The following is a 23,370-nucleotide window of genomic DNA, read 5'->3' on the forward strand; positions in this document are numbered from 1 at the left end:
GGAAAGGATGAGTATAAAAACCTTCAAATACTACACCGCCACTGTCACGACGAAAAATCAGCTTCCGATGGAAGCCTCGATATAACCACAAGGAAATTATCACAGGCAACCACAGAGAAGTCAAGCGGTATCCTTAACAAGGGAACAGTCAAACTAGGAGCCGTGTGAGGTGAAAGTCTCACGCACGGTTCTGAATGGGAGGGGAGGTCGGTGACGACCTTCTCGACCCCTAATAAAACGGACTTAGTATAATTTAAATACTGACCAGTCTCTGAGAGACACCTCGTTTTCTTTTCGGGATAAAATCGTCAGAGATTCCCCAATAGTTTGATGCCTGAGACATATTATATAGCAATAAGTCTTCGGGCATTTTTTCTAAAATAACTCGGTTGAAATTGGCTGGATTAATATTCATTGCTTCCATCACAGCATCACCAAGTTCTTTCGATAATAGCGGAATAACTGCATTACCAATCTCACGAAAACCATGCCATATTGTGCGGTGAAACTGAAACCAATCGGGGAATGTATGTAATCTGGCGGCTTCTCGTACAGTAATACAACGAGGAATAGAATAGTGAATGGGTCTAGGAGCAGTATAGGCCCCTTTGTCACTATTAGTTCCGGCCCGGAGAGTATTACATAAACCGGTGGGAGAAAGCTTGAAAAAGCGACTTTTTGGTTCCACTGTACCCAGTTCGGTTAAGATAAATCTATCAATTGATCTTTGGGTATGAACTGAGCCTATATGTCCATAGATTTTTGTATCTACTGTTCTTTGATGGCAAAGTTTAAAAATATCCCTTGGCTGCACTGAATATTTTTTCCTCTTACCACTATAATCTAATTTTGATGGGGGTATGCCTAAATCAGTATCGATAAAGGCAGGTATTAATTCTAAATCTGAAATCGCATCATAGACGCTGGTAAAAGCTGATTTTTTGACTGAGTTCAAATCGACGGTCTTTGCCAAGGGATATTTAGCCATCGGCACGTCTTTTCGACTACCAATTAAGATTAATCTTCTGCGCTTTTGTGGCGCACCGTATTCACTGGCATCAAGGATTTTAATTGGCTGATTAATTGTATAGCCAATAGCTTCAAATTCAGAGATTAACTCCTCTAAAAATTGTTTATGTTTACCCGTCGCCATGCCGGGGACATTTTCAAAGATAAAATACTTGGGTTTAATTTCCGCTACAATCCGCAGATATTCAAATACAAGAGAATTTCTAGGATCATCTATTTGTCGTTTACCAATCAATGAAAAACCTTGGCAGGGGGGACCACCAGCAATTAAACTAACATCGGTGGCATAGCCTTTTAGTTTTAATAATTCCCATATTTCTCTACTTGTTACTTTGGCTATATCCCGGCAAATAGTTTGACAATAGGGAAAGTTAAAATGATGAACCAAGGAATGGACTGCATCAAACTCCACCGCTACAGCAATATCAAATCCCGCCGCTTCTAGACCAAGGGACATCCCACCGCAGCCAGCAAATAAATCGATCGCAATTGGTCTATGTTTCACCTTGATGATTAGCTCTCTATTGTCTGCCTTTCATTATACTGTATTTCTGACAGAATTAAGGCTTTACGTTTTATTAACAGTCTGGCAAATAAAGGCAATTGTACTATATTATTAAGCAATTATTTGAGCAATTCTTTTTCATCAGTTTTTGGATCATTTGTTCAATTATCTTTACTTCAATTCCCATATTCCGTACTTCACTTTGAAGCATAAAAAACTACAGGTCTTTTCAAAGAAAAAAAATCAGAATAATCAAAAAAAATACTCAACCAATCAGATGTTGAGGAGAAATCATAAAATACCAAATATTTTTTCGGCTCAAAGAGTTAAACTAAGTCACAACAATTCGAGGAGTAGTGACTCTCCTATAAGCATATTACTCAATTGTTATCAACTTTGTTGCTTTGTTATTTAGACTAACGATGACAGATAATATTTTTGACAAGATGAAGGCAGAAAATTTAAAATAAAACGGCGTTCTTCAGTTAAATTGACAATTTGCTTGACCCCATTCACAATAAAAATATGAATGCCCTGAAAACATTGAAATATCCATCTAATTGTGGGACGACTCGTTAATTTACTGACTTAATTTTTGACTCCAGCCTTGGCTCTTTTTAAGCTATTTCTTAGTTCTCTTTGTCCGAGGTTATAGACTAACAAGCAGAAAGACATCAAGAATAACATTGTCTCGATTCTTTCCGTTTTTTTAACAAAGAAACTATCCGCAAAAAATAAAGGATCTTTCAAAAATCTAAATCCTCTTTCACAAGACTGTTGATTTTTATAAGTTGTCACCATTTCGGCTGAGTCTAATTTGTCTTCTTCATCAACTAAGTTAGTTGCTAAAATAAATCTGCCTGCTTCCTTTCTTCTTCTGACTATCTCTTCAGTTGTTTCTTGCCCTACGCCGCTAATTTTATAAATCGTTTTATGGTCTTTTGATTGACTGGCAATTAGGTCAATTTCTAGGATTTTAACGAGGTTTAGTTTTTGATTATTTGCTCTTAATTTATATCGGGCTTGTTGGGGATTTTCAACTCTTCTTTCTGCAAGCTCTTGAGAATTCTCTCCATTTTGTCTTTTTCTTTTTTAAGGTTATTTTCTAGTTTTTTTAAGTCACTTATTTGTCTTTTTTCACTGGTTACTATTAGCCAGATTTGTTGAATTCCCCCATAAGTCACTTTTTCTTCTTTCCAGGTATATCCTTCTAAATTTAGCTCTGCCCTTTTTTCTCTTTCCTTGACCTCTATTTCTTCCATTTCTGAATTTTGGACTAATTCTTTGGCTCTTTTTATCGTCATGGGAACTCTACTTATCCATTTTAGATGTTGAATTAGTTGAAGATTATCTTGACTATAGCGTTTTTCAGTCTGCTGAGGTACAAAAGTTATGGGTTTTAGGCAAAAGGCAAGAGGCAAAAGGCAAAGGGGAAGAAAAACAGGTGTACCTCACTAGCTTAGGAAACGCTATATATAAGGCACTGTCACAGACCATAATACTGTCAAATTTTATTTGTTTTTTAAATTCTACTAAGATTTTGCCAAAGACAGCTTTATCAGCTTCATTTCCATCTCCGACTCTCACAAATAATGGTACGTCTCCATCCTGGGTTGTTATTAAGTCTAAGACGCATTGTTTCAAATCTGGTCGATGGTCACGAGAATATCCTTTGGTAATAATTATTGGTCTTTCTTTGATCATCTCTTCTTCTTCTTTCTCTTTTTTTTCTTCACTTTTATATTCTCCATATAGATGAAATGATGTGGCATCTAGATGAGAATATTTTGTCTCTATTTTAAATTTTTTGATGACCGATAAGACAACTTCTATAAAGTTATCATTCAGTCCATGTTTGTATAACTCATCCATGACTCTCCCAATTTTATCATCATTGATATAATCGGTTTTTATTTCTTCTCCCAATAATTCTTCGATTCCTTTATCTTCAAAAAATTGACTAAATAAGTATAAAGGTCTTGAAACAAATCCTAATCCATTGATTAGAATAGCTTTGACCACTGTTCCTGCTGAAATTTTTTCTCGAGGGTCGATTCCTAATTTAGAGTTGATTATTTCAACTATTCCTATTTCGTCAATTAGCCCGGCTACTATTCCTAAGTGATCTAGGTTTTTAATTTTTACCTCTGACATAGGAGACAATTTTTGTACCTTTAATAGATTTTTGAGCTTTTTGATTGTCTCACTTTTTTGGGACTAATTCTCTGAGTATTTTTACTTATTTTTTTCTTGAATGATTTTATGCTACTTTATACTACATTTTGAAGTGCGGAGTGTCGGATATAAACAGTTATAAGGTTGGTCAGGGTTGACCTGTTGGAATCAGTCGGAGGACTGAAGACCTTACTAGGCGGTTATTTCGGGCATTTCAGCCTTATTTCATGCCTAAACGTTTCGCACAGCTATAATTAGCTTATCGGTCGCAACTGGCTTCTGAACTTCAATCCTGTTCGGACGTTTGCTTACCGGCTCTCTCTACTCAGTAGAGAAATTAATTGAATGGAAACCAGTGTTGTTTGATCGGCTTAAATTCGTTGATAATTTTCTCTACTCAGTGGAGAAATTAATTGAATGGAAACGTCTAGCTCGTCGGTCTCGCTCTCATCAGACTCGTCGGCCTCGCTCTCTACTCAGTAGGGAAATTAATTGAATGGAAACTTGACAAGGTATTTCTAGGGATGTTACATTAACGTCATCTCTATACTCACTGAAGAAATTAATTGAATGGAAACAAAAGGGTTGTCCCTCTTTCAAGTTTTCAACTGCCCGACTCTCTACTCAGTGGAGAAATTAATTGAATGGAAATAAAAGGGTTGTCCCTCTTTCAAGTTTTCAACTGCCCGACTCTCTACTCAGTGGAGAAATTAATTGAATGGAAATAAAAGGGTTGTCCCTCTTTCAAGTTTTCAACTGCCCGACTCTCTACTCAGTGGAGAAATTAATTGAATGGAAACGTGAAACCTTTGCCTCAGCGTGCATCTGCCTTTTTCCAGATACGGGCAAAGGTCTTGATGCAACGCAAACCTGTTATAATAATCAACCAGATGGGATCCGTGACCGCGTGCGTAGGTATCTAGGGCTTTGGGGTGGGAAAACTGGAATGACAACTGACTTTATCGAGATGTACGAAAATGCTTTACCCCCCGAATTGTGCGAAGAGATCAGGCATCGTTTCGAGGCCAGCGATCGCAAGTCGGATGGACGGATCGGTCATGGAGTCGACAAATCCAAGAAGAACAGCACCGACATCACCATCACAGGCCTCTCCGAGTGGAGCGATTTGCACAGTCAGATACTCGACAGCACACTGCGTCACCTGATGTTGTACATTCGCAAGTATCCATACTTGATCACCAGTGCGTTTGCATTAAGCTTGCAAGATCGGGCTACTGGACTGCTCAGGCCGTTAACAGCTGCGGATGTTGGGGCGGCATCAGACCAGGAACTCGCCGAGTACCTATTCAGAATGTTTCGACCGGGAGCGATCAACGTTCAGAAATACTGGAAGAGTCTCGGTGGTTACTACTACTGGCATTCGGAAATCTATCCTTGCGACCCAGCTGCTGAGACGCTCCATCGCGTCCTTTTGTTTATGTTCTATCTGAACGATGTAGAGCGCGGTGGTGAGACGGAGTTCTTGTACCAAGAACGGAAGCTCAAGCCAACCTCTGGGACGATGGTGATCGCTCCCGCCAGTTTTACCCACACCCATCGCGGCAATGTGCCGGAGTCGCAAGACAAGTACATTCTGACCAGCTGGATCTTGTTCAACCGCGCCGAGCAGATCTATCCTCGCCAACCCAATCCTGCGTGAGACGACGCAAGCCACACAAGGACAGGTAAGCTGTTGACTATCTAAATTAGGCGTTGCTGAATCAAGGTATGAATGACAACCTTGCACCTATCCAAAAGTTAGTTTGGGTCTAGGTTTTAAAAATCCCACAAAAGAAGATTCATATCTCAAATCAGCAAGGCCAAGATTGCAGAGGAGCGGGGAGAGGCAGTTTGAGCATTTGTCCTAAAATTTCCAATAGGCAGTTTAAATTCAGTACAGCTTATAACGTTGTGTGGCTCACGCTTGTTGGCAATGCGATAATAAGGGACGAGACGAGCAAATGAATTGGGGCGGAAAATGGAAGGATAAAAAAGATTTGAGCGGAATGCCTGACAACGGACGGAGTGAACAGGCCACCGTCTGGTGATGGTAGCTCTCTACTTGCGCTTAGAAATTAATTGAATGGAAACATTTGTAGGGTTAATTCATGAATTAACCTCTCTACTCGCGCTTAGAAATTAATTGAATGGAAACACGCTTTAAATTTTGGATTGAAATTTTGTGTTTATCTCTCTACTTGCGTTTAGAAATTAGCTGAATCTCCCTCAACCCCGCGAAGTTGGGGGAGTTAGGTGGGTCTTGACCCTTGCAAGAGTGCCTCATTCAACAGGCAATTTAAATGCGCGGGCAGCTTATTCTATATGGTAATGTTTAATTTTATTCCCGTAAAAGTTGCTTATGTCCTTACCTGAACTCCCTCTTCATCTTCAATTAACCCAAATGGTTTCGGGTTACTGGCTATCTCAGGCCATCTATGCTGCGGCTAAATTAAGTCTAGCCGAGCATTTAACCAAAGGAGCGAAATCCTGTCAAGAGTTGGCCTCCCTAACTGAGACTAATCCTGCTGCTTTATACCGACTGATGCGAGCGTTAGCTAGTGTGGGAATTTTTCAAGAAATTGAATCTCAACAGTTTATATTAACTCCCTTAGCCGAACATTTATCTAGTGACCATCCCCGGTCAGTAAAAGCGACAGCGATTATGTTAGGAGAAGCCCCCCATTATCAAGCCTGGGGAAATGTGTTACATAGTATTAAAACGGGACAACCATCCTTTGATGATGTCTTTGGGATGGGGGTCTTTGAATATTTTCAAACTCATCCGCTAGATGCAGAGATTTTTGAACAGTCGATGAATAGTTTTTCTTTTTCGGAGGAGAAAGCTATTTTAGCTGTGTATAATTTCTCTGAGTTTCAAACCCTAGTAGATGTAGGTGGGGGATACGGTGAGATGTTGGGGACAATCTTAGAGCAATATCCCCACCTCAAAGGGATTCTTTTTGATGAAGAATATGTAATTTCTCATTGTCAACACACTTTAGAAAAACACGGCATTGTTGATCGTTGTCAAACCGTTGGCGGTAGTTTTTTTGAATCTGTACCGTCGGGAGGAGATGGCTATTTATTAAAACATATTATTCATGATTGGGATGACCGACGAGCGATTGCTATTTTGAAAAACTGTTGTCAAGCTTTAGATAGCAACGGTAAAGTTTTAGTCTTGGAAATGGTTGTTCCTTCGGGTAATAATCCTTCGGCCGCTAAAATGTTAGACCTGAATATGTTAGTTATGTGTCCGGGAGGTAAAGAAAGAACCGCAGAAGAATTTGAGGACTTGTTGAGTCAAGCGGGACTAAAATTAAATCGAATTATTCCGACTCAAGAAGATATTTGTATTATTGAATGCGTTAAAAAATAATAGAATAGAAAACGGGTTTCTTCAAGAAACCCGTTTTCTATTAGATATAGGTAGCCCAAGATTTTGCCCAGGCGAGAATTTCATGAACTCGATCGAGGGTTGAAGATTCACAGTAGAGACGCAAAACCGGTTCTGTGCCACTAAAGCGAATTAACAACCAACTGCCATCTTCTAAACGGAACTTATAACCGTCTATAGGATTACAATCAGTCACTTGTTTACCGGCAATTTCCCTTAAGGGTTCCTGATCCAAAGCAGTAATTAACTGATCGCGAGCTTCCATATTAGCTAAGGGTAAATCAATGCGATCATACTGAGAATGAAAACCAGTTTTATCCTGTAATTGCGCGTAAAGATCGCTTAAATCTTGGCCCGATTCTACCACCGCTTCCAAAACGTATAAAGCTGATAATAAAGCATCCCGTTCGGGAATGTGAGTACCATAACCGACACCTCCGGATTCTTCCCCACCAATTAACACAGGAGTGGTCAACATTCGATCGGCAATATACTTATAACCGATCGGAGTTTCAAAGACCGATAAACCGTATAAACTGGCTAATTTGGGGATTAAATCGGAACCGCTCACCGTTTTGACAATTTCCCCTCTCATTCCCTTTTTGCCGGCTAAATGCTCGATTAAAATCGGGATGAGATTTTGGGTGCTTAAAAAATTCCCCCGACCATCGATCGCCGCCACTCGATCGCTATCGCCATCGAAGACCAAACCTACTCGCAAAGGGGCTAAATTTGCGCTGTGAGCCAGCTTATCGATAATTTCCGTCAAATTTTTCGGTAAAGGTTCTGGGGAGCCGCCACCGAACAAAGGATCGCGATTGCCGCGTAATTCCGTGATCCCCACCCCCAAAAGACGCTCTAAACCAGTAGCCGCCGCACCGTGCATGACATCGGAATAAACTTTTAGTTGTCCCGATTCGATCGCCTCGGCAATAGCGGCAATATTAACTTTTTGGCGTAAACCCTGACAATAACCTGACCAAGGCTCAAAAGTGCTTAATTTACCGGCAGCTGCCTTAAATTGCGGCGGATTAGACAATAAAGCTTCAATTTGTTGGGTAATTTCCGGCGAGACAGAACCACCAAAATAACCTTTTACCTTCAAACCGAGATATTTAGCCGGGTTATGACTGGCGGTTAATACGATCGCACCGAGAGCATTTTCTGAGCGAGCTGCCCAACTAAAAGCGGGAGTGGGAGCGTAGGATTGGGAGAGAAGCACATCAAAACCTGCTTTTTGCAGCGATTCCGCCGCAGTTTGAGCAAAATCCTCCGCCATAAACCGCCGATCATAGCCGACGATTATCGTCCGCGAACCCGTGATCTGACCATAATTATCCGCTAAAACCTGAGCCGCCAAGGGAGCGAGCAGAGCGACTCGATCGAAAGTAAAATCGGCGGCGATAATCCCGCGCCAGCCATCGGTTCCAAATTTAATCGGGTTCACGGTGGTCATGATTTACGAACTACCCTTAAATATCCATTTTCCCAATACTGTAACCCGCTCCGTACCCCTTGGCGATAGTCAATGGGGAGATGGGGAAATGGGGAAATGGGGAATTTCAGCTAAAACCCCAAAACCCCAAAACCCCAAAACCCTAACACCCTAAAACCCTAAAACCCTAAAACCCTAAAACCCCAACACCCTAAAACCCTAAAACCCTAACACCCCACACCCTAAAAACCCAACACCTTTTCACGTTTCCCGACCATCGGTTTTTGCCGCCGGATCGAGCGCACCGACTTCACTGGTTAATAATTTTTCCATTAACATTTGTAACTTCATCCGTTCTATATAGGGCCATCCCCCGGTTTCCTCGATATCCCGGAGTAATCCGTATAAATCCTTACGGGTATTGGGTAAAGATGGCTCGAACATCTGCTCGCGAATTTGCCGATGTAAATTTTCTAAAGTTCGCAGCAACATTAACAAACCGTTACAATCTCCCTGCTGTTCTTGGGCGATCGCTGTCACCGTCGTTACAAGGGAATGTAGTTGGCCATCTAATTGGCTATTATCTCCCGGCAATGGGCTATTCATCGAAATTTCTGCATCTCAAAACAGTCACACCAATCATATCAGTCATCAGCTATCAGTTACTTAGAGCCTGCTGCCTTTTGGCTGCTGTTTCCCGTCCCCTGTCTCCCATCTTCTCAATGGTCACTGATCTTTGATAAACTGAGTTTCGGTGAATTGGCGCAACCGATTCGATAATTCATCAGGCTATGGATCAAGGGTAGTAATTGTAAAGATTGACAAAGAGAGGTTGACATAGATGAGATTTCGTGCCTTGTTAGTTGCCTTTTTAGCCTTGTGCTTAGGGGTGTTGACAGCTTGTAGCGACGCGCCTAGTGCCGTCCTGAATAGAAACGAGCTAACCTATGATGAAATTTTAAACACTGGATTAGCTAACAAATGTCCGCAGATTTCTGAGTTTACCCGGGGTACTCTCCCCTTAGAAAGCGGCGAAAGTTATGTAGTGACAGATTTGTGCTTGGAACCCCAAGAATATTTTGTCAAGGGTGAACCCATTAATAAGCGGGAAGCGGCCACTTTTATCCCGGGTAAACTCTTAACCAGAGATACCACCAGTTTAGAACAGATGACAGCGACCTTAACCGTAGGTGAAGACGGTGTTTTAACCCTCAAGGAAGAAGACGGTATCGATTTCCAACCCATTACCGTACAATTACCCGGAGGTGAAAGAGTTCCCCTCTTCTTTACCATTAAAGGTTTCACCGGCAAAACCGAAGCCGGCTTTAACTCGATTAACAGTTCCACGGATTTTGAAGGCGAATTTAAAGTTCCCTCCTATCGTGGCGCTGGTTTCTTAGATCCCAAAGGTCGGGGTGTGGTGACGGGTTATGATAATGCTGTCGCTTTACCCGCTAGTGCTGATAGTCAAGATTTCCAGCGTGCTAACGTCAAAGCGACGGAACTGGGTAAAGGTACTATGTCTTTACAGGTAACTAAAGTTGACGCTTCTACCGGCGAGTTTGCTGGTGTTTTTGAAAGTGAACAGCCTTCCGACACCGATTTAGGCGCAAAAGATGCTGAAGAAGTGAAAATTCGCGGCATTTTCTACGGTCGTCTCGAAGCTCGTGCCTAATTAATAAGTTCAGAATTTCTGGAAATTAAGGCGAATTTCTCCCCAGAGAAGTTCGCTTTTTTCTAAGCTTTGACACAATTAAGTTAAGTAGGTAGGTGTTAAAAACGATCATTTCCCCCCTTATCAAGGGGGGATATATCTTCAATTTAATTATAACCAGCGACTTATACCACTTGTCTTTAGTTGTGATACTAAATCCAGCTATTAAATACTGATTATTTATTCCTCCTTTTACCTCTTGCCTGTCCTGATATGTAGCCTATACTCAACGGATTTAGTATGAAATAGATAATGTAATAGGCAAGAGGCACTCATGCAACAGGGAAAAGTTATATTGAGAGAATTAAGCATTAGTTGGTAACTCCCCAGGTTTGCCATGGCATAGACATCATTAAGGTTGGTTCGGGTTAATTGCTCGTAGAAACTATTTGGCAATACCTCTAATTTTCGCTTTTACTTTTTCAATGAATGAAGAAGAATTCACATCATGGAGATGTTGTTTACTGGCTTTACTTAGGATTGATGCCACTAAACCAAAGGAGGACTGAGAAGAAAAAATCAAATCATTACAGCTGGCTAACAAATACATATCCATTAATGCTTCTATCCCATTTTGAATGCGATCGGGACATTGATCCCAGTTCTGGTGCATTCTTTCTCCCGAGGGTGGAAACCATTTTGGTGTGGTGATAATATTTGAGAATTCCTGTTGAAATTTTTCAACAACTTCTTGAGAATCTGTGGACAAGAAAATGCTGTTAAATTTATTGTTTTTGTTGATTTTTTTAGTATTAGTAATTAGCTTATCTAAAGGAATCTTCATGTCTGTATATCTGACATGAACGCCTAGGGTATTCACTCCAAAGTGAGATAATTTGAAATCTTCGATAGACTGAACAATTTCAGGTTTCAAGCTTAGATGAGAGTTTAATACCTGTTTGATAATAGTACGATCATCCATTTTTGCCAAGTAGTCGAACTTCCCATGAAAAAGTTGTCTCATCTGGTGGATTTTATGAGTATAGGCGCAGAAAACCAGAATCTCACTCTCATAATTTGTTCTAGATAATTCAACCGACATAATAGATTGATCCGAAATCCTTAAATCTTTTCTTAGTCCACCAAAAGATTGATCTAACTTATCAATCCATAACTCAGGATAGACGGATTTGGTATCAGGTATAGATTCTACTGAACTGGTCTTTGGACAGTTAAAAAATAGAGGGAAGGAGTTGATATCGTCATAACAATAAGCATTATCCCGCCAATCAATAACTAACTGGCGATTACTAATTTCACTATAGATTATTGCACCACAGGCGGCCAGAATTCGGTTCCCCATGCCAGAGGAACCTTTACAAATCAGAAATTTTCTAGAGCTATTCATATTTTTTATTGAGTATCTACTAAACTATAAACCTAGGCGACGGCGAATTCTTTTCAAACTCAAGGGAGAGTTAGCTATAAATAGCTTTACAAATTCTAGGCGACGCACATAGAATATTTTCGGTTAAACCCTTTAAAACTTCCTTGAGTAGATCGGGACGAGTAAAAACTGTTAAAGTAACTGGCGGCAAAGAACTAGGTAAAGGCATCTCATCAAGAGACATTGGTAAATTTGTTAAATTCATAGACTACCGCAAAACAAAATTTTTAACATCTGTACAAATCACGCCCTAGTATGTTAACACCTTAATTTGAGTTTGTCAAGCTTAATCACACTTCGATAACTCCCAGCTAGAATTGTTTGACCTTAACTGGAGAGAAAACTTTTACTATAATGTTCGGATATCCTATCTCCTTTGCCTGATCACTTATTAACAGTAACTTTCTATCCCTAGATAAAATTTTACAACCATAATCAGCGATTACTAAAAATTATATCATTAAAAACCCCTATCGGTTATTAAAGAGATAGGGGATAATTATTTTAGATACTTTCTGTTTTTTCTGACTTGCTTTTATAAGTATCTTGAGTCAGATAGCGGATACGAGATTTCAGAAATTCAGCGACTCCATAAATTTCATCAAGACTGTTTATATTCGTGGTTGCTTCTTTACCAGTTTCGACATTATCGGGAATACTGATTGATTTCTTGCCAGTTTTTTCATGGAAGCGCAGACGACAGACTGTTTTGGTTACTTTTCCATCTAAGTTGATACCAAAATAACTTCTAGTGTCTTTGAATTGAATGCGTGCGGTATGGATTTCTTCCCGTAGAATTGATTTAATAATGTAAAATCCTTCCAATTCTTCGAGGGTCGTATTAATTCCATCTCCCCCTGTTTCTTCTGGTGGAGTATCTTCTGCTGCTGTATCAGCAGGATTTGGTTCGGGTTCTTTTCTAAAAACTTCCTCAAATTTTTCTTTGATGATATCATTGATATACTCTTTGAGAGAACGCTTAATAATTTCTGTGAATTTTTCGACAACCGATGCAGTTCTCACTCCAGAATACACATGACTAACAAAAAACTTAACAAATTCGGGAGAAGGATCATTTAATTGCTGGGCAATCACTTTTTTAACTTCTTTGGTGTACAATAAATTGCGAGCAGCCTCTTTTATTTTGCCAGAATTGAAGTCAGATGTGCTAGTGCTAGATTTAGAAAATCGTTTTAATTCGTTAACAGAAGATTCGTCAAAGTCGAGGATGTTAAACTCAAAAAATGGCTTATCGTCCATGATATTATCCTTGACGGTATCCGTATAAAACCGATAGATAATCCCATTAGTTAAAACTCCAAATTTGGCTCCAGTTGCGATAAAATATCGATGCAGTTGGGAACTATGTTTAGGATGCTCAAGATTTTGATGACAGCTTTTACATTCCATCAAAATAATCGGTTGATTGTCCAAACAAATAGCATAATCTACTTTTTCCCCTTTTAATCCAGTTAAATCGGCACTATATTCGGGGTGAACTTCCATGGGATTGAATACATCGTAACCCCATGCTTGCAAAAAAGGCATAATAAAAGCTGTTTTGGTTGCCTGTTCGTTTTGGATTTGAGAACGAGAGGTTTCAACTTTTTGAGCAATTTCTTTGAGTTTATCGATTTCCATGATAGCCTCATTATCTAGGATGTGTGGGTTCTCAGCCTAACCATAATTTAACCTTTTTTTTACCTAAGGGTCAAGCATTTTTGACTGTCATCATCATTGATTCACAAATATTTACACTAATCAACCGCATCTTTTGTGCTATCATTTCTAGGAACGGGTTATTTTTAATAATGTCGCCATTTGATCAAAAACAATGCTTGCTTTAGAACAGCTTTATGAACGGGAGTATGATCGCTGGTTAATCGAGACGATCGAGTTATTAAAAAATCGTCAGTTAGATCAGTTAGATTACGAACATTTAATCGAGGAGTTGGCAGCTTTGAGACGAAGCGAAAAAACTGCTGTTAAAAGTTTAAGTTTATCGATAATAATCCAGCTGCTACTCTATCAATTTTGGACAACAGAAAGAACAAGAAATAGTAATCATTGGGCGGCAGAGATTATCACTTTTCGAGTACAATTAGAAGATAAGCTCACCACCGATTTAAGCAAATTTCTAGAACTAGAGTTAGAAAATATCTATGAAAACGCTCGCTTAATTGCCGAAAAAAAGACAGGATTAAAAAATTTACCGATAATTTGTCCCTACTCTCTGAGACAAATTCTTGAGAAACAGTGGTTTCCCGATACAGATAATCAATAAACTCTCAAAAATATGGAATCTCACAACAGTGAACCGATTATAATTGCCGAAGCTGTGGAAAAATGGTATGATAACCGCTTTCATGCTTTGCGGGGAGTCAATCTCACCGTTAATAAACAGGAAGTTGTCGTGATTATGGGGCCGTCCGGTTCAGGAAAATCCACCTTTATTCGCACTTTTAACGGGTTGGAATCCTATCAAAAAGGCCGCATTATTATTGACGGGATAACTGTTTCCCACAACCTGAAAAATATCGAGGCAATCCGTCAGGAAGTCGGCATGGTTTTTCAACAATTTAACCTCTTTCCCCATCTGACGGTATTAGATAATGTCACCCTTGGTCCGATGTGGGTGCGCGGTTGGAAAAAAGCGCAAGCGGAGGAAATAGCGAGAAAACTCCTCGAAAAAGTTGGTATTCTCGAACAAGCGCTTAAATATCCCCCTCAGTTATCGGGAGGACAACAGCAGCGGGTGGCAATCGTTCGCGCTTTAGCTATGCAGCCGAAGGTGATGTTATTCGATGAACCCACCTCAGCTTTAGACCCAGAAATGGTGCGAGAAGTCTTGGAAACGATGCAAAGTTTAGCTAAATCGGGGATGACCATGGTTTGTGTCACCCACGAGGTAGGATTTGCGCGAGAAGTGGCCGATCGAGTGGTATTTATGGATCAGGGTTTAATTTTGGAAATTGCCCCCCCAGCAGAATTTTTTAATAATCCCCAATCCGATCGAACTCAGCAATTTTTAGCAAAAATTCTTTGATTTCCCATGACTTGATGATTAAACCCTCTCTTTTTCTTCTTCTACCTCGACTAAAAGGGGAACGAGATTTTCATTTAAACGACCGGCTCGAATTAATTCTGCATAGGTATTAGCTTCGATATCGAGTAAAGTATCTTGAAATTGTTCGGCCACCACATCTTTTAACTGTGGGTGTTCCTGTAGTAGTGTTTGCAACTGATCGCCCAAGGCCTTTAGTTGTCCCTCCACTAGCGTTTTTTTGTCGCGATAAAATTCGGGATCGATATCGGGAAAACGTTCTGGTTGTTGCAGATAATTAGACACCCTAGTTAAAGCAATTTGACGAGCAATTAAGGCCGAATATTCGGTGCGAATCGGTTGATCACCGATAAGATTGAGGGCATTTAATAGCCATTGTATAGATAATCCTTGCACCAATAAAGTAAATAAAACCACCCCAAAAACCACGTCAATAATTTCTTGACGGTAGGGGATAGACGTAGGAACACTTAACGCTAGGGCGATCGAAACCGAACCGCGCAATCCTCCCCACCATAACACCGTTCTTTCCTTGAAATTGATGTTATTGCCCGTAATTAGGTTACTAATTGCCCCTAGTCCAAAAATGGACAGCAAACGGGAAACCACCATAGCGGCGATCGCTATTAAAATCCCGGTTAAGTGACTGCCGAGACTCTCAAAACGGGTTTGATCGCCGATCAGTAAAAAGATGATAGAATTGACAAAAAAGGCGATAAATTCCCAAAATTCGCTAACTACCAGGCGCGTGCGGGGACTCATACCAATGCGCGAACCGAGATTACCGAGAATAATCCCGACAATTACCACCCCAATCACACCGGATCCGCCTAATTTTTCCGTGACGAGATAGGTTCCATAGGCAGAAACTAGGGTGAGAGACTGTTCCACGAAAGGCAGATCGAAGCGTTGGGTAAGGTAGGAAATGCCGAAACCGATCACGCAACCCACACCGATGCCAATCCCCACAAAGGTGCAGAAACGGGCGAGCGTGACGGGTACGGAAAAGGTATCGATTCCCAAGGGAATACCCACCAAGAGGACGAAAGCGACCACAGCGACCCCATCATTAAAGAGACTTTCCCCTTCCATCAGGATCGTCAGTTTTTTACTAGCCCCCAATTCTTTAAATAGGGCAATTACAGAGACGGGATCGGTGGCAGCTAGGGCAGCACCCAAGAGAAAAGCGATCGATAGGGGTAAATTAGCAAAGATATGTAGGGGATAGGCGACCCCCAAAACGGAGATAATCACCCCGATAACGGCAAAAAGGACGATAGTAACCCAATATTCCTTTAATTTAGCCCAAGGAATATTCCAAGCGGCTTCAAAAAGGAGGGGAGGCAGAAAAATTTCCAGAATTAATTCCGGGGAAAGATTAACTAGACGCAAATCTAAAAAAGCTAAACCCATACCGACAATAACTAACAGCAGGGTGTAGGGAATTTTGCGGAGGAAGGCAACGGTTCTCGATAAAGTGGCGACACTCAAGGAAATGGTCAAAACTAGCAGGAATTGCTCTAAATTATGAGTGATCGCCTCATTAGCTGTAGATTCTAGACTCATTATTTTCAGTTATCAGATATGGGAGTGGGAATTATGAATTATGAATTATCAATTATGAATTATCAATTATCAATTATCAATTATCAATTATGAATTGGGGAGTGGGGAGTGGGAAGAATAAATAAAAATAATCTCCTGACTCCTGACTCCTGACTCCTGACGACCGGCTCCTGACGACCGGCTCCTGACGACCGGCTCCTAACACCCTAGTCATTCGGGGACTGAGGAGAGATTTTCAAAGAGGAAATGGCCCCCTCTTCTATGGAGGTTTCTGATGTATTTCTTTCCCCACCGAGAGAGGGAGTTTTACTATTGCCAGAACCGCCACCTTTGGGGGGTTTCGAGGAGAGGAATCGGGCCTCGAACTGTTTGATCAGCACATACAACACCGGGACGAGAAATAAACTCAACACCGTGGAAATCAGATAACCGCCTAGGATTGCAGTTCCCAGGGACCAACGACTCATCGCCCCGGCGCCGGAAGCGATAACCAAGGGCAAGAAACCAACTAAACCGGAAATAGCCGTCATCAGAATCGGTCTTAAGCGTTCCGTCGAGGCCCGGGCTGCCGCATCGGGAATACTTAAACCCAAAGTACGGGACTGGTTAGCGAATTCCACGATCAAGATGGCATTTTTAGCCGCTAAACCGATCAACATGACCAAAGCCACCTGAGCATAGATATTATTATTCACCGTCGGGAACAGACTACCCACTTGTAGGAAATTCGCCCGCAACAGCAAGGCCCCCATGGCACCCAGGATCGCTAGGGGAACCGTAATCATGATGATAATCGGGTCAATGTAGCTTTCGTACTGGGCCGCGAGGACAAGGAAAACCACGATAAAGGCTAATCCGAAGATAATTGGGGCAGCCCCGGCGGAAGTTTTTTCTTGGAAAGCTGTCCCCGTCCAAGCGTAACCGAAACCGGGCTGCAGGACTTTCCGACAGACATCTTCCATCACTGCGATCGCCTGTCCCGTACTAAAACCGGGAGCGGGACTACCCTGAACGTTAATCGAGGGATAGAGGTTAAAGTTAGTGATAATCGGTGGATAGGTGAAGCGTTTGACGCTAATTAAACCAGATAGGGGAATATTGGCCCCGGTACGGGAACGGACGTAAAGACGGTTAATATCTTCGGGATTAGAACGATAATCCGCTTCTGCTTGGGCAAAGACTCGATACAAGCGATCGCCTAAGACGAATTGGTTAACGAAGTTGGAACCGAGATAGGTTTGCAGGGTTCCGAAAACGGCCTGCATATCGACGTTTTGCGCCTGTAGCTGGTTGCGATTGATGGAAAGTTCCAGCATCGGCGTGTCGGTGGTAAATTGGGTGAAAATTCCCGATAATTCCGGTCTTGTTCGGGCCTCGGCCATGACGTTATTAGCGTTGGCAATCAAAGCGTCCATGGGGAAAGAAGCGCGGTTTTGGATAAATAACTCGAAACCGCCGGTAGAACTTAATCCATCTACAGGGGGCGCATTAACGGCGAAAGCGCGAGCATCTCGGACTTTAGTGGCTAATTCTCGGTTAATTTTCCTAAGAATGCCGAAAACTGACTTATCTTCGCCGGGCCGTTCCGACCATTCTTTTAACTTGACAAAAAATAGCCCTTGGTTGCTGCCACTTCCGGCAAAACTAAAGCCCGCCATACCGACAAAGTGTTCGATTTCTTCGATACCGTCGAGAATTTCTTCGTTAATCTGACGGATAACCCGGTCGGTGTAGCGCAGGGAAACCCCGGGGGGGGCTTGCACCAAAACGAAGGCATAACCTTGGTCTTCTTCGGGGATAAAACCCTGGGGAGTGGTATTGTAACTCCAAGCTGTGAGAAAGAGGGCGGCGATAAAGAAGGGTAACACTAAAAAACGGATGCGGATCAGAAATTCGATCGAGCGTCGATAACCTTCTTTAACTGCGTTGAAACCCCGATTAAAGCCCTCGAAAAACAGTCCCAAGGGTCCGCGGGTGCCTTGGGGCGGTTTCATGATAATCGCCGACATGGTGGGGGAAAAACTGAGGGCGTTAAAGGTGGAGATCAGAATTGAAGCGGAGATGATGACGGCAAATTGTCGATAAACGATCCCCACCGTACCGGGGAAGAAGGTGACGGGAATAAAAACCGCGAATAGTACAAGAGAACTAGCAATTACCGCCGAGGTTAACTCACCCATGGCATCGAGGGCAGCTTGAAATGGCCGCATTCCCTGTCGTAATTTTTCCGATACCGCTTCTACAACCACGATCCCGTCGTCCACCACTAACCCGGTGGCTAGAATGACGGCAAACAAGGAGAGGTTATTGAGAGAATAGCCTAAAGCTAGGGCGACGGCCATGGTTCCGATCAAAGATACGGGAATAGCGATCGCTGGAATGATCGTGGTGCGCCAATCCTGAAGAAAGATAAAAATGACGAGAATAACCAGTAAAATCGCCTCCACCAGAGTGCCAAGGGCTTCTTCGAGGGAGGCGGCGACAAAGGCGGTATTATCGAGGGTAATGGCGATATTTAACCCCGGGGGGAAACTCGGTTCTAGTTCTGCCATTTTTTCTTTCACCAGTTTGGCGGTATTCCAAGCGTTGGAACCGGGCAACTGATAGACGATATAGACGACGGCGGGGGATTTGTCGAAATAGGCGGCGGTACTGTAGTTTTCGGCTCCGATTTCTGCCCGTCCTACGTCTTTAATTCGGATTAAATCGCCATTTTCCCCGACTTTGACGACAATATTTTCCGCTTCCTCCCCGGTGGCCACCCTACCAACGGCGCGAATGGCGATCTGGAATTGCTGATCTTCGGGACTGGGATCACCGCCAATTGTCCCCGCACCCACCTGAATATTCTGTTCTCGGATTGCCTGTACTACTTGTTCCGCCGATACGCCCCTAGCGGCTAAAGCATCGGGATTAAGCCAAAAACGCAGGGCATATTCCCTTTCCCCGATGATTGTTGTACTACCAACCCCCTCGATCCGGCGAATCTCGGCATCGATGACTCGATCGACAAAGTTACTTAAAAAGACCGTATCGTAGGGATAATTGCCCTTTTCGTCCGGTTTGGCGGAAATCCCGTAGGCAAGGGTAACGCTGGGGGATTGGGTATTGGTTGTCACCCCCTGCCGGTTCACTTCTTCCGGTAAACTGGCGGCGGCGGTACTGACGCGGTTTTGTACCAAGACTTGGGCAATGTTACGATCCATTTCTACCGGGAAAAAGACATTCACCGTACTTTGTCCGGTGTTGGTACTCTGGGACTGCATATAAACAATCTGTTCTGTCCCGTTAATCTGGCGATCGAGTACCGTGGTAACGTTATCCTGTACGGTTTTGGCATCGGTTCCCAAATAGTTGGCATTTACCGCTACCTGAATAAATGCCAACTGGGGCAGTTTTTCTAGGGGTAAAAAGGGAACAGCGATCGCTCCGATCAAAACGATTAAAATCGAGCAAACCGTGGTCAGAACGGGTCTTTTAATGAAAGTATCGGCAATGCTAAGGATCATAGGGCGTTACTGGTTCATCTTTTCTAGGATAGTTGCGGCGGTGGGAGATTTACGAGTCAGATAATTAAATATTAATAGTTTAAAGATGGTATCTAGGATAACGGGAACCGTGGCCACAAACAAGCTAATGAATGTAATATTCTCGCGCCAACCAAAGTGCCGGAACAAAGTTTCTAAGATTACCGTCCAACCCTCCGCCGAGTGAAACCCGACAAATATATCGGTAAAGAGAATAAAGATAAAGGCTTTGGTGATATCATTTAAGCTGAGAAAATAACGACTAACATAAGCTCGCGTAATTGCCAATTGTTGACGACCAAAAATTAAGATGGCAATAAAGGCTATTAATCCAGTGATATCGGATAGTAAGTTTTTCCAACCATCTTGACTTTCATAACCCGCTTCTTTAAATAATTCCTCGACCTGTTCCCGAAAGGTTTCTTCTGATTCATGCCCTGCTTTTGCTACTCCTAAAACCTGCTTGATTTCTTCAATTTCTTGAAGTCTAGCGAATTCCCTGAGATATTTTTCGCCAATTTCCTGAGAAATATAAACTTCTGATATTTTCGCTCTATCCACACCAAAATAGTTTAACATAGGGCTAAAAACGAAGTTTTTACTAATAAACTGCACCAGGAGAGGAACTAAAATAATAATCAGGATAAAACGAATAGCAATCCGTTGTTGTTGTCGCAGAGTACGGAGTTGTTTGATGACAGTTTGTTCGTACTCTGGGGTTAATTCTTGCTGGAAGTTAAAAAATTTATTACTGGTTGCAGGAGAAATTATCTGGTTATCTTTATCCCTGGGTTTATCACTGGTGAGATTGGTATTAGGCAGATTTGGGGTTTGATTATTCGGTAATGGGGGCAGCAATTCCCCTAAATCTAGGCGATATTTACCGATAATATCCTCGATCGCTTTTAAAGTCTCTAAGATGTTATTATTTTCTGGGTTAGTTTGCGGATTAAAAAAATTACCCAGACGCACTTGAGTTAAATCAAAACGTATCTGTAATAATTCTCGCTCTAGGGTACTTTGAAAGTAATCATAAACACTTTTTCCTCCCACGGCAGCCGGGGAAATTTTTTGTCCCCCAAAATGTTGATCTTCGATCGCTTTAATTTTCAGCGCTCTCTGATAAGCTGATTCTAAGGCCACTAAAGAGCGTCTTTCTACCCATTGATTAACTCGATTCCAAGGCACGGCTATAATCCTCGCTTTTCTGTTATCACAATCACCATGGTAAGATATCAGCGTTGGCTAGATATCCACTTTCGAGAAATATCCATAGTGTTACATTTTAGGGTGCATTGGCTGCATCTTCAGCATTGGGCAAATACAGCATTTCTCCTTAAGATGAAGTGTAAGCTAATTGGTTATCAACAACCGATGACTGACTTCCTAAAACAAAAACCTCGTAGCTCTCCATTAAGATAACTGATTTAATTAAACTTAGCAATAATTTTTGGATATTGAATGCTCCTCAACAAATAAACTATAGTTACTTTGAAAGATTTCAGGAGTAAATCTATTAGCCTGTTGCCGACAATTTTCTGGGTCAATTTTATCCGCATGATCGACAAAATATTTAACCGCTTCCTGCAAGGATTGGGGATTTTGTTCCCCAAAAAGTAATCCTGTTCCCCGGGGAGAATTTTCCCGCAGCTCCCGCACGGTTTCTAAAGCACCTCCGGCGGCAAATGCAATCACGGGAGTGCCACAAGCTTGCGCTTCCACTAAAGCAATACCAAAATCCTCACAAGCAGCATAAATAAACGCTTTTGCTTTCGACATATATTCTGCTACCATTCGATCGGACACTGCCCCTAAAATCTGAATGTTATCCCTTGCTAAATGTCGGATTAAAGCCATCTGGGGACCATCTCCAATAACCACTAGGGGTAATCCCAATTGATTAAATGCCTCCACAATTAAAGGGACTTTTTTATAACTAACCAAACGAGAAACTACTAAATAAAAATCTTCTTTTTTCTCTTGGTAGGGAAAACGCTCGATTTGTACGGGAGGATAAATAACTTTTGCCTCCCGTCGATAACAGCGCCAAATTCGTCTAGCGGTGTGGTGGGAATTAGCCAGAAAATAGTCCACACGATTAGCAGAAATCACATCCCACTGACGCAAACCATGCAAAAGATAACGAGTGAAAATACCGGGTAATCCCCGTCCTAACTTACTATTAGCCAGATAGTCAAAAGTTAAATCCCAAGCATAACGCATCGGAGTGTGACAGTAACAAATGTGAACCTGATCCGGTCGAATTAAAACCCCTTTAGCCACACAATGGGAGGAGGATAAAATTACATCATAATCCTTTAAATCTAACTGCTCGATCGCTAGGGGAAGAAAAGGTAAGTATTTTTGTACGCCATTTCTCGCTTTCGGGAAATTTTGCAGAAAAGTTGTCCCGATCGAGCGACCATAGAGATAACTATCGGGATTAGTGGACTCAAAATCGATCAAAGCGTATAAATCCGCCTCTAGACATTGTAAAATCTCCTTAACCACTAATTCCGATCCCCCCGTCGCCTTTGGGGTTAACCACTCGTGAACCAGAGCATACTTCATAGGATAATCAATAATCTCAGCCGTAATTATAGCAGTAAGGGATTGGCAGTTTAATAGTTCGCTTTCCGGCTTTCTCTTCCCCAAAATTACCGACACATATCCGATCACGGTAAAAAATCCTAGGAAGAAATTATTAAATTTTTCAAGAAAAATTGCAAAGTTTAGTAAAAATTACTAGCAAGATCAGATGATCGAGTTCATAATGGGGATCAAGGAAAAAATAGGCTTAAACCGATTGGGATCAAGAAAAACTAGCTTTATATACAAAAGATAACTAATTAATGAGGTTTGCTATGATCACCCTGCAACAAGTACGCTGTCCTAATTGTGGAAATTTTGCCGAAAGACAGCATATTTTAGAACACCATCTCGTTAGCACCGCCTGTTCTCACTGTGATTATCTGTTAGTTAGTTGCAGTCTCACAGGAAATGTACTAGAGTGCTATGCACCCGGTATTGGTTTAAGAAGTTAACGCCGCTCCCTAGCCAGATCGAAAATGTCTTGTCAAAATAGAGTGGAGAAGACAAAATCAAGGAGCTAAGTAGCTATGGGGGGTAATTTCTTCAAAGCAGCAATCGCACTAGGGGGAGTAGCGGGGATTATGGGATTTACCAATCCCCCCCAAGAACTTTACAGCGAATACGCCGCCGAAAAACTCCTCGCTCATGCCGACAAAATCGCTTGCGAGAAAATCAGTCTCTGTGACTCGATCGATTCTTTGCCGGTGGCAGCCAGAAATGTGATCAAAAATCAAATCTTAAAACCAGCGATCGAAACCTCTAGTCAACGGCAAAATTTAGGTGTGTTCAGTCTCTACACCACAGAAGTACCGGGGGTGGCTAAAATTAGAACTGTCGGTGCTTTTGGGCATTTCTTGACTTTCTCGGAGACTTAGACTTTGATTAGTGCCGGTTTAACCGCTACCAGCTTAATAATGAGTTAAGATAGTCATGTTAACCCGCGATTTGAGCGATAGAGTCGTCGAGAACACCGATTAAT

At 41.9% G+C, this 23,370-nt stretch carries 18 protein-coding genes and 2 pseudogenes; 9 read left to right on the forward strand and 11 right to left on the reverse strand.

Annotated elements, in window-relative coordinates:
• Positions 1 to 157 (forward strand): annotated as a pseudogene (locus N0824_RS21435) (HNH endonuclease); the annotation flags it as partial.
• 96 nt (positions 158 to 253) lie between these two features.
• On the opposite strand, the gene N0824_RS15910 reads toward N0824_RS21435, so the two are convergent.
• Both N0824_RS15910 and N0824_RS21940 read right to left on the reverse strand, forming a co-directional pair.
• The gene (locus tag N0824_RS15910; RefSeq protein ID WP_108937458.1) at positions 254 to 1,534 is read right to left on the reverse strand and encodes a DNA cytosine methyltransferase; all 1,281 of its coding nucleotides are present in this window, start codon (positions 1,532 to 1,534) and stop codon (positions 254 to 256) included.
• Between the two features lie 411 nt (positions 1,535 to 1,945).
• Positions 1,946 to 3,697 (reverse strand): annotated as a pseudogene (locus N0824_RS21940) (IS1634 family transposase).
• Positions 3,698 to 4,427: 730 nt separating this feature from the next.
• On the opposite strand from N0824_RS21940, the gene N0824_RS15930 reads away from it, so the two are divergent.
• Together N0824_RS15930 and N0824_RS15935 are read left to right on the forward strand one after the other, a co-directional pair.
• Positions 4,428 to 5,369, forward strand: a complete 942-nt coding sequence (locus N0824_RS15930; RefSeq protein WP_233256462.1) for a 2OG-Fe(II) oxygenase — start codon at positions 4,428 to 4,430, stop codon at positions 5,367 to 5,369.
• Between the two features lie 699 nt (positions 5,370 to 6,068).
• Entirely contained in the window at positions 6,069 to 7,088 is a 1,020-nt protein-coding gene (locus N0824_RS15935; protein ID WP_108937460.1) for a methyltransferase, read from the forward strand.
• Positions 7,089 to 7,128: 40 nt separating this feature from the next.
• On the opposite strand, the gene N0824_RS15940 is transcribed toward N0824_RS15935, so the two are convergent.
• Entirely contained in the window at positions 7,129 to 8,562 is a 1,434-nt protein-coding gene (locus tag N0824_RS15940) for a phosphoglucomutase/phosphomannomutase family protein (protein ID WP_108937461.1), read from the reverse strand.
• Between N0824_RS15940 and N0824_RS20770 the strand changes: the two genes are divergently transcribed.
• Positions 8,561 to 8,716, forward strand: a complete 156-nt coding sequence (locus N0824_RS20770) for a hypothetical protein (protein WP_158269561.1) — start codon at positions 8,561 to 8,563, stop codon at positions 8,714 to 8,716. The genes N0824_RS15940 and N0824_RS20770 overlap by 2 nt on opposite strands.
• 86 nt (positions 8,717 to 8,802) lie before the next feature.
• Here the strand turns inward: N0824_RS20770 and N0824_RS15945 are convergent, their stop codons facing one another.
• The gene (locus N0824_RS15945) at positions 8,803 to 9,147 is read right to left on the reverse strand and encodes a hypothetical protein (protein ID WP_108937462.1); all 345 of its coding nucleotides are present in this window, start codon (positions 9,145 to 9,147) and stop codon (positions 8,803 to 8,805) included.
• A 235-nt stretch (positions 9,148 to 9,382) separates the two neighbouring features.
• Here N0824_RS15945 and N0824_RS15950 point away from each other — a divergent pair, with 235 nt between their 5' ends.
• Positions 9,383 to 10,216 carry a photosystem II manganese-stabilizing polypeptide gene (locus N0824_RS15950; RefSeq protein WP_002761031.1) on the forward strand — a complete coding sequence of 278 codons (834 nt, stop codon included), beginning with the start codon at positions 9,383 to 9,385 and terminating at the stop codon, positions 10,214 to 10,216.
• 424 nt (positions 10,217 to 10,640) lie between these two features.
• Here N0824_RS15950 and N0824_RS15955 read toward each other — a convergent pair whose 3' ends face one another.
• The 3 genes from N0824_RS15955 to N0824_RS15960 all read right to left on the reverse strand — a co-directional run bounded on the left by N0824_RS15955 (position 10,641) and on the right by N0824_RS15960 (position 13,283).
• Positions 10,641 to 11,603, reverse strand: a complete 963-nt coding sequence (locus N0824_RS15955; protein WP_108937463.1) for a NodZ family protein — start codon at positions 11,601 to 11,603, stop codon at positions 10,641 to 10,643.
• A 70-nt stretch (positions 11,604 to 11,673) separates the two neighbouring features.
• Positions 11,674 to 11,847 carry a hypothetical protein gene (locus tag N0824_RS21045; RefSeq protein ID WP_199224926.1) on the reverse strand — a complete coding sequence of 58 codons (174 nt, stop codon included), beginning with the start codon at positions 11,845 to 11,847 and terminating at the stop codon, positions 11,674 to 11,676.
• Positions 11,848 to 12,146: 299 nt separating this feature from the next.
• Positions 12,147 to 13,283, reverse strand: coding sequence for a type I restriction endonuclease (locus N0824_RS15960; protein ID WP_108937464.1), 1,137 nt, complete (start codon positions 13,281 to 13,283; stop codon positions 12,147 to 12,149).
• A gap of 193 nt (positions 13,284 to 13,476) precedes the next feature.
• On the opposite strand from N0824_RS15960, the gene N0824_RS15965 reads away from it, so the two are divergent.
• Both N0824_RS15965 and N0824_RS15970 read left to right on the forward strand, forming a co-directional pair.
• On the forward strand, positions 13,477 to 13,926 hold the full coding sequence (locus tag N0824_RS15965; RefSeq protein ID WP_108937465.1) for a DUF29 domain-containing protein: 450 nt from the start codon (positions 13,477 to 13,479) through the stop codon (positions 13,924 to 13,926).
• A 12-nt stretch (positions 13,927 to 13,938) separates the two neighbouring features.
• Positions 13,939 to 14,688, forward strand: coding sequence for an amino acid ABC transporter ATP-binding protein (locus N0824_RS15970; RefSeq protein ID WP_046662503.1), 750 nt, complete (start codon positions 13,939 to 13,941; stop codon positions 14,686 to 14,688).
• 18 nt (positions 14,689 to 14,706) lie between these two features.
• On the opposite strand, the gene N0824_RS15975 is transcribed toward N0824_RS15970, so the two are convergent.
• The 4 genes from N0824_RS15975 to N0824_RS15990 form a co-directional block, all read right to left on the reverse strand.
• Positions 14,707 to 16,272 carry a sodium:proton antiporter gene (locus N0824_RS15975; RefSeq protein WP_108937466.1) on the reverse strand — a complete coding sequence of 522 codons (1,566 nt, stop codon included), beginning with the start codon at positions 16,270 to 16,272 and terminating at the stop codon, positions 14,707 to 14,709.
• A 206-nt stretch (positions 16,273 to 16,478) separates the two neighbouring features.
• Positions 16,479 to 19,781: an efflux RND transporter permease subunit gene (locus tag N0824_RS15980; protein WP_108937467.1), complete on the reverse strand. Its 3,303-nt coding sequence runs from the start codon at positions 19,779 to 19,781 to the stop codon at positions 16,479 to 16,481.
• Between the two features lie 6 nt (positions 19,782 to 19,787).
• On the reverse strand, positions 19,788 to 20,987 hold the full coding sequence (locus N0824_RS15985) for a hypothetical protein (RefSeq protein WP_108937468.1): 1,200 nt from the start codon (positions 20,985 to 20,987) through the stop codon (positions 19,788 to 19,790).
• Positions 20,988 to 21,236: 249 nt separating this feature from the next.
• Complete coding sequence (locus N0824_RS15990) at positions 21,237 to 22,370, reverse strand: glycosyltransferase (protein ID WP_108937469.1); 1,134 nt, start codon at positions 22,368 to 22,370, stop codon at positions 21,237 to 21,239.
• Positions 22,371 to 22,663: 293 nt separating this feature from the next.
• On the opposite strand from N0824_RS15990, the gene N0824_RS15995 reads away from it, so the two are divergent.
• Together N0824_RS15995 and N0824_RS16000 are read left to right on the forward strand one after the other, a co-directional pair.
• Positions 22,664 to 22,843 carry a replication restart DNA helicase PriA gene (locus tag N0824_RS15995; RefSeq protein WP_108937490.1) on the forward strand — a complete coding sequence of 60 codons (180 nt, stop codon included), beginning with the start codon at positions 22,664 to 22,666 and terminating at the stop codon, positions 22,841 to 22,843.
• A 75-nt stretch (positions 22,844 to 22,918) separates the two neighbouring features.
• The gene (locus N0824_RS16000; RefSeq protein WP_108937470.1) at positions 22,919 to 23,266 is read left to right on the forward strand and encodes a DUF4359 domain-containing protein; all 348 of its coding nucleotides are present in this window, start codon (positions 22,919 to 22,921) and stop codon (positions 23,264 to 23,266) included.
• Positions 23,267 to 23,370: the final 104 nt, after the last annotated feature.

It is taken from the genome of Microcystis sp. 0824 (genome assembly GCF_003112475.1).
Taxonomy (GTDB): Bacteria; Cyanobacteriota; Cyanobacteriia; order Cyanobacteriales; family Microcystaceae; genus Microcystis; species Microcystis aeruginosa_C.